Origin of the sequence: Aeromicrobium senzhongii (assembly GCF_014334735.1) — a bacterium.
GTDB classification, from domain to species: Bacteria; Actinomycetota; Actinomycetes; order Propionibacteriales; family Nocardioidaceae; genus Aeromicrobium; species Aeromicrobium senzhongii.
Genome location: NZ_CP060587.1, coordinates 323642 through 338803, shown reverse-complemented (window position 1 = coordinate 338803; position 15162 = coordinate 323642). Strand labels below are relative to the sequence as shown.

Genomic DNA, 15162 nt, shown 5'->3' with positions numbered 1-15162 from the left:
AAGTCAGAGCAAATCTCGGGACTGGGGACGGCCGCTCAGCGGTTGCGGGCGGCGACGAGCCGCAGGCCCTCGAGGGTGAGCTTGGGGTTGCGGGCCGTGATGGTCTCGCACTCGCTCAGGACGACGGCGGCGTGACTGCCGGTCGCGATGACCGAGACGTGCTCGGGATCCTCGCCCAGCGAGTCGATCATCCGCTCGACGATGGCGTCGATGAGGCCGGCGAAACCGAACACCGTGCCCGACTGCAGCGCCTCGACGGTGTTCTTGCCGATCACGTCGCGCGGCGTGCTGATCTCGACGCTCCGCAGCTGGGCGCTGCGGCGCGCGAGGGCCTCCAGCGAGACCTCGACACCCGGGGCGATCGCCCCGCCGAGGTACCGGCCCTCGGCGTCGATCGCGTCCACGACCGTGGCCGTGCCGGTCAGGTCGACGACGATCGCCGGACCGCCGTAGAGCTCCTTGGCGGCCAGCGCGTTGACGACCCGGTCGGTGCCGACCTCGCGCGGGTTGTCGGTGTGGATCGGCACCCCGGTCTTGACCCCCGGGCCGACGACCCACGCGGGCACGTCGGCGTAGTACCGGCGGTAGGCCTTGCGCAGCGCCACGAGCAGCGCGGGCACCGTGCAGCACATGGCGATCTCGTCGACCTCGGGCAGACCGGCGCGACGGACGAAGCCGTCGACGACCAGGAACCACTCGTCGGACGTGCGGCGCTCGTCGGAGGCCACCACGAAGTCCGCGGCCAGCTCGTCGCCGTCGAACAGCCCGATGCTGGTCTCGGCGTTCCCCGCGTCGATCGCCAGGAGCGTCACACGGTCACCAGGTCGCCTCGCTTGAGACCCGAGTCCGCCGGGACCTCGGCGGCGTCGTGACCCAGGGTGACGATGCGGTTGTCGGCGTCGACGAACACGACGCTGGGCTGCAGCTCGCGGGCCTCGGCGTCGTCGACCTGCGCGTAGGCGATGAGGATGACGATGTCGTCGGGGTGCACGAGGTGCGCCGCGGCGCCGTTGATGCCGATGATGCCCGAGCCCCGCGGGCCGGCGATCGTGTAGGTCTCGAGGCGGGCGCCGTTCGTGACGTCGACGATGTGCACGAGCTCGCCGGGCAGGATGTCGGACGCATCGAGCAGGTCCTCGTCGACGGTCACCGATCCGACGTAGTGCAGGTCGGCCTGGGTCACCGTGGCGCGGTGGATCTTGGACTTCATCATGGTGCGCAGCATCGGGGTCACTTCCCTTGGTTCTTCGCGGTCCCGAGCGGGATCGCGCAGTTGTCGAGCAGGCGCGGCTGGCCCACTCGAGCGGCCACCAGCAACCGCGCCTCCCGGCCGGGCTCCGCCGGTCCGAGGTCGGGGCTGGTGAGCACGAGGTAGTCCGGGTCGATGCCGGCGTCGGCCAGCACCTTCTCGGCGGCATGGAGGACGGCCTCGGGGCCGTCGGGGGCGGCGTCGACGCCGGCGCGCAGGGCGGACGAGATCGCGGCGGCCCGCTCGCGGTCGGACGCGCCCAGGTAGCGGTTGCGCGAACTCATGGCCAGTCCGTCGTCCTCGCGGACGGTGGGGCAGCCGACGACCTCGACGCCGAGGCACAGCTCGCGCGCCATCAGCCGGATCAGGCTCAGTTGCTGGTAGTCCTTCTCGCCGAAGACCGCGACGTCCGGACGCACGAGCCCGAACAGCTTGGCGACGACGGTGAGGACTCCGCGGAAGTGGGTGGGCCGCTGGGCCCCCTCGAGAATGGTCGCGCGCGGGCCGGGATCGACCGTGATGATCTCGTCGAGCCCGTGCGGGTACATCTGCTCGACGGTCGGGGCGAAGACGACGTCGACCCCTTCGGCCTCGCAACGCTCGAGATCGGCGTCGAAGGTGCGCGGGTAGGCGTCGAGATCCTCACCCGGGGCGAACTGCGTGGGGTTGACGAAGATCGAGACGACGAGGGTGTCGGCCAGCGGGCGCGCGTGGCGCATCAGGCTGGCGTGGCCGTCGTGCAGGGCGCCCATCGTGGGAACGAGCGCCACGGTGCCGGCGCCGGCCGTGGCGGCGCGGAGCTCGGCCGCGGTGCGGACGACGGTGGGCATCAGCGGACCTTCTCGCGGATGACGGCCGTGCGGACGGCGTCGGCCGTGTCGGTGTCGATCCGGCCGGTGGACTCGGCCCGGTCGGCGGTGGCGGTGGCCAGCGCCGCGTACGTGCGCCGCACGGACGGGTCGGTCAGCTGCGCGACGTGAGCGCGGACGGTGTCGACGTCGCCGCGGGCCACCGGCCCGGTCAGCGCCGCGTCGCCGTAGGCCAGCGTGTTGTCGAGCGCGGCCGTCAGCAGCGGGCGCAGCACGGCGGCCGGGTCCTCGGCACCGATCTGGCGCAGCAGGTCCATCGCCTGGGTCACGATCGTGGTCAGGTGGTTGGCACCGTGCGCGAGCGAGGCGTGGTAGGTCGCCCGGTCGGCCTCGTCGATCCACATGACCGAGCCGTCGAGGGCCGCCACGAGGGTCTCCGCGACGTCGCGGACCCCCGGCTCGGCGGTGACGCCGAAGACGCAGGCGCGCTCGAGGTCGACCTCGGTGCCGGTGAACGTCATCGCCGGGTGCAGGGCCATGGTTCGCGCGCCGACCCGGGTGAAGGGCTCCAGGACGGCCAGGCCGTGACGACCGCTGGTGTGAGCGACGAGCTGACCGGGGCCCACGTGGGGGGCCAGGTCGGCGGCGACGTCCGCCAGCAGGTCGTCGGGGACGGCCAGGATCACGATCTCGGCGCGGGCCGCGACCTCGGCGGGCTCGAGCACGGGAACGTCGGTCAGCAGCGTCTGCACGCGCAGCTGCGAGGCAGCCGAGCGTCCGCTGACGCCGACGAGGTGGTGTCCGGCTCGCTGGAGTCGGGCGGCGAGGACAGCACCGACACGGCCGGCGCCGACCACACCCACGCTGGGGTGCGACATGTGTGTTGCCTTTCGTTCCAGTCCCGAGCGGGTACCAGACAAAGTGACGCCGTCACTGTACCCCCGCGATCCTCGCCGCCACCATCGGGTGTGACCACCGACACGCCTATCCGGGTACCCGGGGCTCTGCCACACTGATCGACATGGCTCGGATCCTGATCCGCGCGGGCAAGGACCCGTTCACGGCAGTCGTACCCGAGACGACGCTGACGCAGGACGTCTTCAACTCCAACAGCGGCAACTTCCTCTTCCAGCACTCGGTGTGGAAGGCGCTCGACGTCGCGCCCCACGAGCTGGTCGCGAACTCCACCCTCAGCGAGCGTCGCGCGGCCTCGCCCGAGGACGCGGCGCGCATCAACGAGGAGTTCGACCACTTCGTCATCCCGATGGCGAACTCGTTCCGGGCCGACTTCGCCGACAAGCTCGAGAACCTGACCCGGTTGATCGAGCAGCTGACGATCCCCACGACCGTGATCGGCATCGGCGCCCAGGCCCCGGCCGACCGGTCCTTCGACGCCCTGGCCGACGTGCGGGACGTGACGCAGCGGTTCGTCGCGGCCGTCCTCGAGCGTTCGCCCTCGATCGGCGTCCGCGGCGAGTTCACCCGCGACTTCCTCGTCCACCTGGGATTCCCGGCCGACGCGGTCGACGTCATCGGCTGCCCGTCGCTGTTCCTGCACGGGCCCGACCACCAGGTGCACCGGAAGGTCGAGTCGCTCGGAGCGGACTCTCCGCTGGGCCTCAACCTCACCCCCGAGGTGCCGGGCATCGGTGCCTTCGCGACCGAACAGGCCGCGCACCACCCCAACCTGACCTACGTCGGGCAGGACCAGCACGACCTGCGGCTGCTGCTGTGGGGCGTCCCACACCCGCACGTGACCGACCCGCTCGTGCCCACGCACCTGCGGCACCCGCTCTACCAACAGGATCGGATGCGGCTCTTCGTCGACACCTGGTCCTGGTACGACTTCCTCGCCGAGCAGGACTTCGTGTACGGCACACGCTTCCACGGCAACGTCGCCGCCCTGCTGGCCGGCACGCCCGCTCTGATGCTGGCCCACGACTCGCGCACCCTCGAGCTGGCCGAGTACCACCGGATGCCGCACCGGCTCCAGCCCCACTTCGACGCGCCGATCAGCGTCGAGGAGCTGTACGAGGCCACCGACCTCGCCGCCTTCAACGAGGCGATTCCCGAGCGCTTCTCCCGCTACGCGGCCTTCCTGGAGCGCAACGGCCTCGAGCACCGCTGGCAGCCCGGCCGCGACGCGACGCAATTCGACACGCGCCTGGCCGAGGCGTCGTTCCCGCCCGCCGTGCACACCCTGGCGGCACCCGACCTGTCGGAGATCGCGTCCCGCCTGGAGTGGATGCGCCATGCCTCGGTGATCGACCTGACCCGGCATCCGAAGCGGTACGAGTACCCGTTCAACACCCCGACCTACCAGGGCGCCGGCACGCGGCACGCGCGGTTGAGTGAGCAGCGTGACGCGAAGCTGAAGCGACAGCAGGAGCGGATCGACGATCTCAGCGCGCGGCTCAACCGCATGGAGCAGACGACCCTGCGCGGCTTCGCGCTGCGGGTCTTCCGCAGACTGCGCCGGCGGCTCAGCCGCTGACCCGCGCACGAGCGCCCCGGACGGCCGACGTCCGGGGCGCTCGTGGGTGCTGCTCGGGGATCAGACCTCGAGGTAGTGCTGCTGCTCGGCATGGCCGCGCGGCTGGTGCGCCATCTCGCCGAAGTCCTCGTACGCGTTCTCGGCGTGCAGGGACCGGTCGAGGCCCTCGCGCTCCTGCTCCTCGGTGACCCGGATGCCGATCGTGCGCTGCAGGGCCGTGGCGATCACGAGCGTCAGGACGAAGGTCCAGGCGCACGTCGCCAGCAGGGCGACGGCCTGCTTGCCCACCAGGTCGATGCTGCCGCCGTAGAGCAGGCCGGCCTCGCCGATCGGCGAGTCGGGGTGCCCGATCAGGCCGATCAGCAGCGCCCCGACGATGCCGCCCACGAGGTGGAGCGCGACGACGTCCAGTGCGTCGTCGTACCCGAACCGCTGCTTGAGGCTGACCGCGAAGTAGCAGACGACGCCCGCCACGCAGCCGACGCCGAGCGCGCCGACCGGCGACACCGTGCCGCACGAGGGAGTGATGGCCACCAGGGCCGCGATCGCGCCCGAGCACGCCCCGAGCGTCGTGGCGTGTCCGTCACGCAGCTTCTCGACGACGAGCCAGGCGCACGTTCCGGCGCAAGCGGCGGCGAGCGTGTTGAAGATCGCGACAGCGGCGTCGTTGTCGGCCGCGCCCAGCGCCGAGCCGTCGAAGCCCAGCCACCCGGTCAGCAGCAGGCCGACGCCGGCCAGCACGAGCGGCAGGTTGTGCGCCTTGGGCTGGACCGGCCAGGTGCGACGGCGCCCCAGCACGATCGCCAGCGCCAGGGCGGCGATGCCGGAGTTGACGTGGATCGGCGTCGAGCCGGCGTAGTCGACCGCGCCCAGCACGTTGGCCAGCCAGCCACCCGTCGTCCCGTCACCGTCGAACGCGAACGTCCAGTGCGCGACCGGCAGGTAGCAGAGCACGACCCAGATCGCGGCGAAGATCATCCACGCGCCGAACTTCATGCGGTCGGCCGCGGCGCCGGCGACGATGCCGATCGTCAGGCCGGCGAAGCCCAGGTGGATCGTGGCCAGTGCCAGCGGCGGGAGCGCCTGTCCGTCCTCCGCGACCAGCAGCGAGCCGAGCCCGGCGTGCTCGAACGGGTTGCCGATGACACCCAGGCCGCCCACCGAGTCCCCGAAGACGGCGGAGTAGCCGAAGGCCACCCAGATGAACGCGGTCAGGGCGAACGCCCCGAAGACCATCATCATCATGTTGGTCGTGGTGCGGCGCGAGACCATGCCGCCGTAGAAGAGGACGAGTCCGGGCAGCATGAGGATCACCGCGATGATCGCGGTGAGGAGCCAAGCGGTGTTGGCGGCGTTGGTCGGGTCCATGGGCGTGCGCCTCCGGTGGGTCAGAGCGATGGGCTGACGCACCGACACGAAATTCGATGCGCCATTGAAAGAGTGCGAGCCGCACTTTTCAATGACGCATCGAATCTGTTTCCGTCCCGTTAATCCTCCACGAGCTCCGCCAGCCCTCGGCGCTCCACGTCGGCCAGCTGTGCCGGGTCGGCCAGCAGGGCTCGTACGGCGGTCCTCGCGGCGAGCCGCGCGGCGGCCGACGGATCCCCCAGCGCGGAGGGCCGGTCGGCCGTGTCGGGCGTGGGTGTGCGGAAGCGGTGCTGGACACCCTCGGTCTGGGCGAGGCAGGCCACCGTCGCGAGCCGCGGGTCCATCGGCGCGAACTCGCCCGACGCGATGCCGGCCCCGATGATCTGCTCGATCGCGGCACGCAGCCGGCCGTAGTCGTCGAGGATCTCGGCGAACGTCTCGGGCTGGGCCCGGGCGACGCGCTCGAGGTCGTAGAAGTCGAGCGTGCCGCCGCACATCTGGCGGACGTCGGCATGCAGCACGGCATAGAGGTGCACGGCGGCCGGCACCGCACTGCCGGCCAGCCGCTCGGCCACCTCGAGCGACTCGCGGTTGGCGCTGGCCAGCGCCTTGAGCAGGTCCTCCTTGGAGCGGAACCAGTAGTACATCGACGACTGGCCCAGGCCGACCGCGCGCGCGACCTCGGTCATCGTGGTGGCGGCGTAACCGCGCTCGACGAACAACCGCGACGCCGCATCGAGGATCTCCTGGCGCGGATCCTGTCCCGCCGTGCCCGTGCGGCGCGGACGCCCGACCGATCGCGTCGCTGCTCCGGAGCTCTCGGTCATGTCGCCTCCTGGCTCGGGCCGGCGAAGTTAACCTCCCGGCAACAGTTTCAATGCCCTATCGAAATATCCGGTCGGCACTCTTTCGATAAGTCATTGAAACCGTATCGCAGGAGGACATCCCATGAGCGCCACCGACACGACTCCCTCGACCACCCCGGTCGTCGACGTCACCGCACTCCAGGCCGAGCTCGCCGCCTCCGGCGTGCGGTACGCGATGGCCGGCTTCACCGACGTCCACGGCCGCCTCAAGGGCAAGGTCGTCCCGATCGGGCACCTGCCGCAGATGGCCGGCGGCTCCGAGCTCTTCACCGGCGCGGCGCTCGACGGCGTCCCCCAGGAGATCAGCGACGAGGAGGTCTCGGCCCACCCCGACCTCGCCCGCGGCTTCCGCCTGCCGTGGAAGCCCGAGGTCGTCTACTACCCCTCCACCCTCTTCACCGAGGGCCAGCCGTACGAGGCCGGCGCCCGCCACATCCTGCAGCGCCAGCTCGACGCGGCCGCCGAGCTGGGCCTGGGCTTCAACCTCGGCATCGAGACCGAGTTCTTCATCCTCAAGGACGGTCCCGACGGCATCGAGGAGGTCTCGGACCGCGACACCGCCGAGAAGCCCTGTTACGACCTGAGCACGACACTGGACAACTTCGCGTGGCTGACCGAGCTGGTCGAGGCGATGGACGAGCTGGGGTGGGACGTCTACTCGTTCGACCACGAGGACGCGCGCGGCCAGTTCGAGATCGACTTCACGTACTCCGATGCCCTCACCATGGCCGACCGCGTGACGTTCTTCCGCCTGATGGCCGGCGAGATCGCCCGCAAGCACGGCCACTTCGCCTCCTTCATGGCCAAGCCGTTCGCCGACCGCACGGGATCGGGCGCGCACTTCAACATGTCGCTCGCCGACCTCGCCACCGGCGCGAACCTCTTCGAGCAGGGCGACGACACCAAGGGGGTGGGCGTCTCGGAGATCGCCTATCACTTCATCGGCGGCATTCTGCGCCACGCGAAGGCGATCAGCGCGGTCATCGCACCGACCGTCAACAGCTACAAGCGCCTCGTCCGCAAGGGCTCGACGTCCGGCTCGACCTGGGCGCCCGTCTTCGTCAGCTACGGCGACAACAACCGCACCAACATGCTGCGCGTCCCGCTCGCCGGCGGACGCGTCGAGTGCCGGGCCGCCGACATCAGCTGCAACCCGTACCTCGGTGCGGCGATGATCCTGGCCGCCGGCCTCGAGGGCGTGCGCGAGCGGATCGACCCGGGCGCACCGCACCGCGAGAACATGTACGAGTACTCGGACGCGCAGATCGCCGAGCTGGGCATCGACATGCTGCCGCGCAACCTCTCGGAGGCGATCGACGAGTTCCAGGCCGACTCGCTGTCGCGCGAGGTCTTCGGCGAGGCGCTCTACAACTCCTTCATCGACCTCAAGCGGGCCGAGTGGGAGTCCTACCAGTCGCACGTCTCCTCCTGGGAGACCGACCGCTACCTGCGGTTCTTCTGAGGATGACCGTCTCCGCGCCGCAGCGGCTCGCGCTGGACTCCCTTCCCCTGGAGTCCGGCGCGAGCCTGCGGGCCGAGCTCGCGTACGTCACGCACGGGACGCTCGCGCCCGACCGGGACAACGTCGTGCTGGTGCCGACGTACTACACGGGCACCCACGACAGCTACCTGCCGTGGATCGGCCCGGGCGGGGTCCTCGACACCGATCGCTGGTTCGTCGTGGTCGTGAACATGCTCGGCAACGGCGTCTCGACCTCGCCGTCGAACGCGCCGGAGCCCTGGGCGGGTCCGCGCTTCCCCACCGTCACGGTCGCCGACCAGGTCGACGCCCAGGCGCTGCTGCTGGAGCATCTCGGCATCGACCGCCTGCGCCTCGTCATGGGCTGGTCGATGGGCGCGATGCAGGCGTACGAGTGGGCGGCGAGTCGCCCCGACCGGGTCGACGCGCTGCTGCCGATCTGCGGCGCGGCGCGGTGCTCTCCGCACAACCACGTCTTCCTCGAGGGCGTCCGCGCGGCCCTGCGGGCGGACCCGGCCTTCGCGGACGGTGAATACGCCGAGCCGCCGGTGGCGGGACTGCGCGCGTTCGGCCGCGGCTACGCCGGCTGGGCGTACTCGCGCGACTTCTTCCACGACGGCGCGTTCCGCGACCTGGGCTACGCCGACGTCGAGCACGTGCTGGAGGACTGGGCGCAGGACCACGCGGCCCGCGACGCGAACGACCTGCTGGCCATGATGGACACCTGGCAGTCCGGGGACGTCGGCCGGGACCGAGGCGGATACGAGAGCGCCCTGGCGGCGGTGTCGGCGCACACGATCGTCATGCCCTCCACGACGGACCTGTACTTCACGGTCGCGGACTCCGCCGTCGAGGCGAGCCTCGTCCCGGGGGCCGAGCTGCGGCCGCTGGCGTCCGACCTCGGCCACGTCGCCGGACGTCCGGGCGTGCGCGCGGCCGAGACCGCGTTCATCGCCCGGGCCGTCCGGGACCTGCTCGGCGACGGGTGAGTCCGCACCGCCGTCGCGACTGGCAGACTGGTCCCTGCGCCTCGGCGCGGGGCCTCTAGCTCAATTGGCAGAGCAGCGGACTTTTAATCCGCGGGTTGTGGGTTCGAGTCCCACGGGGCCCACCCAAGCAGTCTCACGGAAACAGGCATGCGAAGAGTCGCCCTGCACGAGGGTCCTCGCGTCCGTCGCCGTCTGCGCTGGGTCGTCGGTGGTGTCGAGTCTGGGTTGGAGCTCAGTCGCTGAGGTCTTTGAAGTACCGTGCGACCGGCCACCGCTCGAAGCCGATGGACTCGTATGCGGCGCGGGCCGGGGCGTGGCCGCTGTCGCCGCCGGTTTCGACCATCACCATGGTCATTCCGGCCTGCTGTGCTCGAGCGAAAGAACACTCCATGAGCGTGCGGGCGACTCCCTGGCGTTGGGAGTCGGGATCGACGACGATGACATAGACCTCACCCATGCTGTCCTCCGGGTGCAGGCGTGTGCTGACCCACCCCACGGGTCGGTCGCCGTCCAGTGCCACATCGATGCCCTCCGGTTCATTGTCCAAAACCTCGGCGAGGTCCGTGCGTTGCCGCTCGCGCCACCCGTTCACGTAGAACGCCCGGTAGACGAACGGCGACACTTCGTTCTTGAGCATGGGGAACACGGGCTCCCATGCCCGGATCGACAGTTCCAAAAGCGCATCCCGATATTTCGGGTCGTAGGCAACGATCTGAATCATGGGCTGGGGTTTCCTTCGAGGTTCGCGACGATTTCCCGGTACCGGCGAATGCGCTGAGCCTGTCCTTGGCGCAGGTCAGGACGCCGGATCCTCGCGCAGGCGCACGATCGCCTTGCCGGTGTTGGCGCCGGTGAGCAGGCCGGCGAAGGCCTCGGGCATCGCGTCGAGGCCGTTCCAGGTGGTCTCGCGGTAGGCGAGGTCGCCGTCGCGGAGCCACTGGCCCACCTTCTGCTCGAACTCGGGGCGCAGGTGCTCGTGGTCGCTGACGATGAAGCCGCGCATGGTCAGGCGCTTGCCGACGGCCTTGAACATGTTGCGCGGGCCGCTGGCGTTCGGGTCGTTGTATCCCGAGATCGAGCCGCACAGCGCCATCCGGCCGCGCTCGTTGATGTGCTCGAGCGCCGCCTCCAGGTGGTCGCCGCCCACGTTGTCGAAGTACACGTCGAAGCCGTCGGGGAACGCGGCGCCGACCTGGCCCATCACGTCGCCGTCGCGGTAGTTGATCGCGGCGTCGAACTTCAGCTCGTCCACCAGCAGGGCGACCTTCTCGGCCGAGCCGGCACTGCCGACCACGCGGTCGGCGCCGCCGAGGCGGGCGAACTGGCCCACGAGGCTGCCCACGGCGCCGGCTGCGGCCGACACGAAGACGGAGTCGCCGGGCTGGAAGGCCGCGACGTCGAACAGGCCCGCGTAGGCGGTCATGCCCGGCATGCCGAGCACGCCCAGGAAGTACGAGGACGGCAGGCCGTTCAACTCGATCCTCTTGGCGTACTTGTCCGCGAGGACGGCGTGCTCGCGCCAACCCAGGCCGTGGCTCACGACGGTGCCCACGGGCAGCGCCTCCGACCGCGACTCGACGACCACGCCCACGGCGCCGCCGTCGAGCGCGTGGTCGAGCTTGAACGGCGGGACGTACGACTTCACGTCGTTCATCCGCGGCCGCATGTACGGGTCGACCGTGAGGACGATGTTCTCGACCAGCACGTCGCCCTCGCGCAGCTCACGCAGCTCGCGCTCGACGAACCGGTAGGTCTCCGGTCCCGGCAGGCCGGAGGGACGCTGGGCCAGATGAATCTCGCGGGTCGTGGTGGTCATGCTCGTCCTCACGGTCGGGGTGGCCGCTTCGCGGCGGTGGTCCGGGCCCGCGTCGTCGCGGTCAGCCGGCTCCAGCCATCGTAGGGACCCGTCCCGGCCGGTCCGCTCGGCCGGGCGGGGACCCACCCTGGCCCAGGCCTCAGTCGGCCCAGGACCAGCTGTTCAGCACGTGGTCGATGGCGGCCTGTCGCTGGTCGGCGCTGGCGGTCTTGCTGAACGAGAAGGTCGCCACGTACGTCTGGTCCTCGCCGGCGATGTAGTACTGGTCGATCTCGTAGACGGCGTCGTTCAACGACATGCCCGCCGAGAGGTGGGCGGTCTCGCGACCCGCGACCTCCGTCCGGTCGTGCACCTTCACGTCCGACGCCCCGATGCCGGTCAGCTCGTTCTTGCCCGCGGTCTCGGCCTGCGACGCCTTCATGGGCCCTGCCGGCGAGAGCAGGACGTTGAGGTTGTCGTTGAACCCGTCGTCGTCACCGAGGTCCACCACGAGACTGTCGAGCTGCATGCCCGGGACCTCCTGGGGCGGGTCGCCCCAACCCTCGGGTGCGCGGAAGGTGTACCCGGTGCCGCTGACCTCCTGGCCCGTCGTGATCGCGGGCGACTCACTGGAGCTCGAGTCGGGCTTGGACGAGGACGAAGCGTCTCCGTCACCGCCGCCACACCCCGCCGCGAGAGCCGCCATCAGAATCACAGGAATCACTTTGCGCATCACGGGCCCCACCGTAGAACGGCGCGGGCGCCCTCGCCCGTCGAGCGGAGCGGGGTCCTGACGCCGGCTGTGACGAAGACCCTGTCTCACCGGGCGAAAAAGGCCGTCTCAGCCCTCGATCAGTGGCCCCGGCGCGTGCGAGACTGACGCATCATGTCGGCAGAGCACACCACCGGGACCGGTCCCGCCACCGAGCAGGCCCGCGGTGTCGCCGGCCTGTTGCGGCACGCCCAGCAGGTGGCGGCCGAACTGGAGGCCGCGGCCGCCGCCGAGGCCGAGCGGATGACCACCGAGGCGCGCCGACTGCAGGCCGAGGCGCGACTGCTGTACGACGACGCCCGCCACGTGCGCGACACCGCCTCGGCCCAGCTCTCCACGGTCACCGAGCAGCTCGATCGCGCGTCCGAGGACGCCGCCACGATCGTCGCCGATGCCAGCGAGCAGGCCACGATCCTGGTCCGCGACGCCGAGCAGCGGCGCGAGACCTCCGAGCAGGAGGCACTCGCCCTGCTGACGGACGCTCGCGAGCGCGCCGACGCCATCCTCACCGAGTCCGCCGTCGAGGCCGGCCGGCTGTTGGCCGAGGCCCGCGAGAAGGCCGACGAGGTCACCCATCGGGCCGAGCGACGCGCCGTCGAGCTCGTCGCGACGGCCGAGGGCGACGCCGAGCGACGGACCGCGGAATCCGAGGAGTACGTCGAGCGGATCGTGCTCGAGGCCGAGCAGCACACCCTCGAGATCACCCGGGCCGCCGAGCGCAATGCCGAGATGGTCGTGGAGTCCGCGATCGACGAGGCCGACCGAGCGCGCGCCGAGTCCGAGCAACTGCTCGCGCGTGCCCGCGAGGAGGCCGCCTCGCGGGTGGCCGACGCCAAGGCCGAGTCCGAACGGACGATCGCGGCCGCACGGGGCGAGCTCGACGAGACCCGCGCCACGATCGACCTGCTGTTGAGCAACGGACAGCTCGAGACCGAGCGGATGCGCCAGCAGGGCCATCGCGAGGCCGCGGCCCTGCTGCACCGCACGCGGGTCTCGGTCGTCGAGATCATCGGGCGGGCCCGCACCCGGTTGTCCGCCCAGCTCGCGGCGGCCGAGGCGGCCGCCGCCGACCTGGCCGGCGCGGCCGACGACGTGCTGTCCGACGCCCAGGAGCGTGCCGAGCGCATCCTGGTCGAGGCCGGTCAGGACGCCACCCGGGTCCGCGCCCAGGCGCAGGCGATGGCCGACGCCACCCACGAGCGGGCCACCCGGCGGCTCGCCGAGGCCGAGTCGGGCGCCCGTCTGCTGCGCGAGCGGGTCAGCGACGAGGTCCTCTCCGCCCAGCGCCATGCCCTCCGCGAGAGCAAGGAGCGCCGCGACGAGGCCACGCGACTGCTCGACGAGGCGCGCGAGCGCGCGGCCCAGCTGAAGCAGGAGGCCCGCGACGTGCTCGAGCGGGCGCGCGCCGAGGCCGACGACGTCCTGGTCGCCCGCGACCGGGCCGCCGACGAGCTGAACCGACTTTCCGACGTGATCACCGTGCTCTCGGCCGGCGACATCGACCGCCACCGCAACGAGGAGAACCCCTTCACATGACCGAGACCCACGCCGACTTCCGCATCGTCCTGCGGGGCTTCGATCCCGCCCAGGTCCAGAGCCGCCTGAGCGAGTTGGAGGACCAGATCGAGCAGTTGCGCCGCGAGAACGACAGCGCGCCGGCCGCCGCCGAGATCGCGGACCAGCCCGCCTCCTTCGAGCACCTGGGCGAGCGCATGATCCAGATCCTCTCCCTGGCACGCGACGAGGCCGCCGAGCTGCGCGCGTCGGCCGAGGCCGAGCTCGAGGCCGCCCGCACGTCGACCCAGCACGAGCTCCGACGGCTGCGCGAGGAGGCCGAGGTGCACGCCGAGGCCACCCGGTCCGACGCCGAGGCTGATGCGGCACGAGCACTGCAGGAGGCCCGTGCCACCGCGGCCGACCTGATCGACGCGACCGAGCGCGAGGTCGCCACCATGCGCCAGGAGGCCGAGGTCCTGGTCGAGCAGCAGCGCGCCAAGGCGGCCGCTGCCAACGCCGACTTCGAGATCGCGATGGCACAGCGCCGCGAGGCCGCCGAGCACTCCTTCCAGGAGGCCGAGATCGAGCACCGGGCCAAGCTCGAGGAGCTCGAGCGCCGCGTCACCGAGCAGCAGTCCGCGGCCGTGGCCGAGCGGGCGGACGCCGAACGCGAGGCTCGTCGGGTCCTGGAGGACGCCCAGGCCCGCGCCACCACGATGGTCAACGACGCGAAGTCGACGGCCGACCGCATCCGCGCCGAGTCCGAGCGCGAGGTGGCGGCCGCCATGCAGCGCCGCGACAGCATCAACGACCAGCTGGCCAATCTGCGCCAGATGTTGAGCAGTCTGACGGGCTCGCCGGCACGCTCGGAGGAGACATCACCCCGCTCTTCGTGACACGCTGGAGCGAGGCTGGCGCACCGTGCACGGGCCTTGTCCACTCTGAAACAATGGTCACACCATGAGCTCCTCGACTTCCTCCTTCAAGACCGTTCTCCGTGGCTACGACCCCGCCGAGGTCGACGCCCACATCGCCACCTTGAAGGAGCACGCGAAGGGTCTGCGCAACCAGATCACCGAGGTCGAGAACAAGCTCGCCGCCGTCACCGAGCCGAACTTCGCCCACCTCGGGGATCGGGTCGGCCAGATCCTCACGCTCGCCGAGGAGGAGTCGGCGGAGCTGCGCAAGAGGACGGCCAAGGAGATCGAGCGCCAGCGCACCGACGCCGCCGACGCGGTCCGCAAGCTCCGCAAGGAGGCCGACGCCTACGCCGTCGCGACGCGCACCGAGGCCGACGACTACGCCCAGGCGACCCGCGACGAGGCCGACGCGTACGCACTCACGACCCGCACCGAGGCCGACGAGTACGCCCGGACCACGCGCGACGCCGCCGACCAGGAGGCCGCCCGCATCGTGAGCGAGGCCGCCGAGAAGGCCGCCGCCGTGACGGGCGCCGCCCAGACCGAGCTCGACCGGATCACCGCCGAGCAGCAGCGCGTCCTGGCCGAGCACGAGCAGGAGATGGCCGGCTGGCGGGCGAAGGCCGAGGCCGAGCGCACCGAGGCCGAGCGCCTCGATCGCGAGCGGGCCGACGAGGCGCACCGTCAGGCCACCGCGATCGTCGCCGAGGCACAGCAGGAGGCCGAGCGGATCCGACTGGAGGCCGAGCGGGAGGTCGCCGAGATTGAGCGACGCAGCGAGAGCATCAACGCCCAGCTCGCCAACGTCCGCCGCGCTCTGGCGCACCTCACCGGCGACGACGTGCAGGAGCCCCAGGGCTCGCTGTTCGAGGTCACGAACGACCAGTCCTGACCCCCGCGACATCCGGCGGCCCGCACCCTTC

Annotated in this window: 15 protein-coding genes and 1 tRNA gene; 7 read left to right on the top strand and 9 right to left on the bottom strand. The window is 71.2% G+C overall.

Translation table 11 applies throughout. The features are described 5' to 3' along the window. Positions 1-35: 35 nt before the first annotated feature. Genes H9L21_RS01720 through H9L21_RS01705 form a run of 4 tightly spaced genes read right to left on the bottom strand, consistent with a single transcriptional unit; the run spans position 36 to position 2936 of the window. Positions 36-812 (bottom strand): type III pantothenate kinase, encoded by a 777-nt coding sequence (locus H9L21_RS01720; protein ID WP_187411698.1) that lies wholly within the window; start codon positions 810-812, stop codon positions 36-38. Next, a complete protein-coding gene (gene panD / locus H9L21_RS01715; protein WP_154595933.1) occupies positions 809-1225 on the bottom strand; it encodes an aspartate 1-decarboxylase in 417 nt (138 codons plus the stop codon). Before panD ends, H9L21_RS01720 begins: the two co-directional genes overlap by 4 nt. A gap of 5 nt (positions 1226-1230) precedes the next feature. Next, the gene (gene panC / locus H9L21_RS01710) at positions 1231-2079 is read right to left on the bottom strand and encodes a pantoate--beta-alanine ligase (RefSeq protein WP_154595934.1); all 849 of its coding nucleotides are present in this window, start codon (positions 2077-2079) and stop codon (positions 1231-1233) included. Continuing rightward, complete coding sequence (locus tag H9L21_RS01705) at positions 2079-2936, bottom strand: Rossmann-like and DUF2520 domain-containing protein (RefSeq protein WP_154595935.1); 858 nt, start codon at positions 2934-2936, stop codon at positions 2079-2081. The genes panC and H9L21_RS01705 overlap by 1 nt, the downstream gene beginning before the upstream one ends. Before the next feature lie 143 nt (positions 2937-3079). Between H9L21_RS01705 and H9L21_RS01700 the strand changes: the two genes are divergently transcribed. Beyond that, complete coding sequence (locus tag H9L21_RS01700; protein WP_154595936.1) at positions 3080-4552, top strand: polysaccharide pyruvyl transferase family protein; 1473 nt, start codon at positions 3080-3082, stop codon at positions 4550-4552. A 60-nt stretch (positions 4553-4612) separates the two neighbouring features. Here the strand turns inward: H9L21_RS01700 and H9L21_RS01695 are convergent, their stop codons facing one another. Together H9L21_RS01695 and H9L21_RS01690 are read right to left on the bottom strand one after the other, a co-directional pair. Beyond that, on the bottom strand, positions 4613-5920 hold the full coding sequence (locus tag H9L21_RS01695; protein ID WP_154595937.1) for an ammonium transporter: 1308 nt from the start codon (positions 5918-5920) through the stop codon (positions 4613-4615). Between the two features lie 119 nt (positions 5921-6039). Beyond that, positions 6040-6747, bottom strand: a complete 708-nt coding sequence (locus H9L21_RS01690; protein WP_154595938.1) for a TetR/AcrR family transcriptional regulator — start codon at positions 6745-6747, stop codon at positions 6040-6042. 121 nt (positions 6748-6868) lie between these two features. On the opposite strand from H9L21_RS01690, the gene glnT reads away from it, so the two are divergent. The 3 genes from glnT (at position 6869) to H9L21_RS01675 (ending at position 9377) form a co-directional block, all read left to right on the top strand. Further along, positions 6869-8248 (top strand): type III glutamate--ammonia ligase, encoded by a 1380-nt coding sequence (gene glnT, locus H9L21_RS01685; protein ID WP_154595939.1) that lies wholly within the window; start codon positions 6869-6871, stop codon positions 8246-8248. 2 nt (positions 8249-8250) lie between these two features. Continuing rightward, positions 8251-9255, top strand: a complete 1005-nt coding sequence (locus H9L21_RS01680; protein ID WP_154595940.1) for an alpha/beta fold hydrolase — start codon at positions 8251-8253, stop codon at positions 9253-9255. A gap of 49 nt (positions 9256-9304) precedes the next feature. Next, positions 9305-9377: transfer RNA gene (locus tag H9L21_RS01675), tRNA-Lys, on the top strand. Between the two features lie 110 nt (positions 9378-9487). Here H9L21_RS01675 and H9L21_RS01670 read toward each other — a convergent pair. The 3 genes from H9L21_RS01670 to H9L21_RS01660 all read right to left on the bottom strand — a co-directional run bounded on the left by H9L21_RS01670 (position 9488) and on the right by H9L21_RS01660 (position 11765). Continuing rightward, positions 9488-9976 carry a GNAT family N-acetyltransferase gene (locus H9L21_RS01670; RefSeq protein WP_154595941.1) on the bottom strand — a complete coding sequence of 163 codons (489 nt, stop codon included), beginning with the start codon at positions 9974-9976 and terminating at the stop codon, positions 9488-9490. Between the two features lie 75 nt (positions 9977-10051). After that, positions 10052-11083, bottom strand: a complete 1032-nt coding sequence (locus H9L21_RS01665; protein ID WP_187411697.1) for an NADP-dependent oxidoreductase — start codon at positions 11081-11083, stop codon at positions 10052-10054. 127 nt (positions 11084-11210) lie between these two features. Further along, positions 11211-11765 carry a hypothetical protein gene (locus H9L21_RS01660; protein ID WP_154595943.1) on the bottom strand — a complete coding sequence of 185 codons (555 nt, stop codon included), beginning with the start codon at positions 11763-11765 and terminating at the stop codon, positions 11211-11213. A 171-nt stretch (positions 11766-11936) separates the two neighbouring features. Here H9L21_RS01660 and H9L21_RS01655 point away from each other — a divergent pair, with 171 nt between their 5' ends. The 3 genes from H9L21_RS01655 (at position 11937) to H9L21_RS01645 (ending at position 15131) form a co-directional block, all read left to right on the top strand. Further along, a complete protein-coding gene (locus tag H9L21_RS01655; protein ID WP_154595944.1) occupies positions 11937-13358 on the top strand; it encodes a hypothetical protein in 1422 nt (473 codons plus the stop codon). Beyond that, entirely contained in the window at positions 13355-14215 is an 861-nt protein-coding gene (locus H9L21_RS01650) for a DivIVA domain-containing protein (protein WP_154595945.1), read from the top strand. The genes H9L21_RS01655 and H9L21_RS01650 overlap by 4 nt, the downstream gene beginning before the upstream one ends. Before the next feature lie 64 nt (positions 14216-14279). Then, on the top strand, positions 14280-15131 hold the full coding sequence (locus tag H9L21_RS01645) for a DivIVA domain-containing protein (RefSeq protein WP_154595946.1): 852 nt from the start codon (positions 14280-14282) through the stop codon (positions 15129-15131). Positions 15132-15162 lie beyond the last annotated feature (31 nt).

Coding starts and splice junctions, on each gene's coding strand:
- panD (WP_154595933.1), bottom strand. CDS start 1,225: ATGCTGCGCACCATGATGAAGTCCAAGATCCACCGCGCCACGGTGACC.
- panC (WP_154595934.1), bottom strand. CDS start 2,079: ATGCCCACCGTCGTCCGCACCGCGGCCGAGCTCCGCGCCGCCACGGCC.
- H9L21_RS01705 (WP_154595935.1), bottom strand. CDS start 2,936: ATGTCGCACCCCAGCGTGGGTGTGGTCGGCGCCGGCCGTGTCGGTGCT.
- H9L21_RS01700 (WP_154595936.1), top strand. CDS start 3,080: ATGGCTCGGATCCTGATCCGCGCGGGCAAGGACCCGTTCACGGCAGTC.
- H9L21_RS01695 (WP_154595937.1), bottom strand. CDS start 5,920: ATGGACCCGACCAACGCCGCCAACACCGCTTGGCTCCTCACCGCGATC.
- H9L21_RS01690 (WP_154595938.1), bottom strand. CDS start 6,747: ATGACCGAGAGCTCCGGAGCAGCGACGCGATCGGTCGGGCGTCCGCGC.
- glnT (WP_154595939.1), top strand. CDS start 6,869: ATGAGCGCCACCGACACGACTCCCTCGACCACCCCGGTCGTCGACGTC.
- H9L21_RS01680 (WP_154595940.1), top strand. CDS start 8,251: ATGACCGTCTCCGCGCCGCAGCGGCTCGCGCTGGACTCCCTTCCCCTG.
- H9L21_RS01670 (WP_154595941.1), bottom strand. CDS start 9,976: ATGATTCAGATCGTTGCCTACGACCCGAAATATCGGGATGCGCTTTTG.
- H9L21_RS01655 (WP_154595944.1), top strand. CDS start 11,937: ATGTCGGCAGAGCACACCACCGGGACCGGTCCCGCCACCGAGCAGGCC.
- H9L21_RS01650 (WP_154595945.1), top strand. CDS start 13,355: ATGACCGAGACCCACGCCGACTTCCGCATCGTCCTGCGGGGCTTCGAT.
- H9L21_RS01645 (WP_154595946.1), top strand. CDS start 14,280: ATGAGCTCCTCGACTTCCTCCTTCAAGACCGTTCTCCGTGGCTACGAC.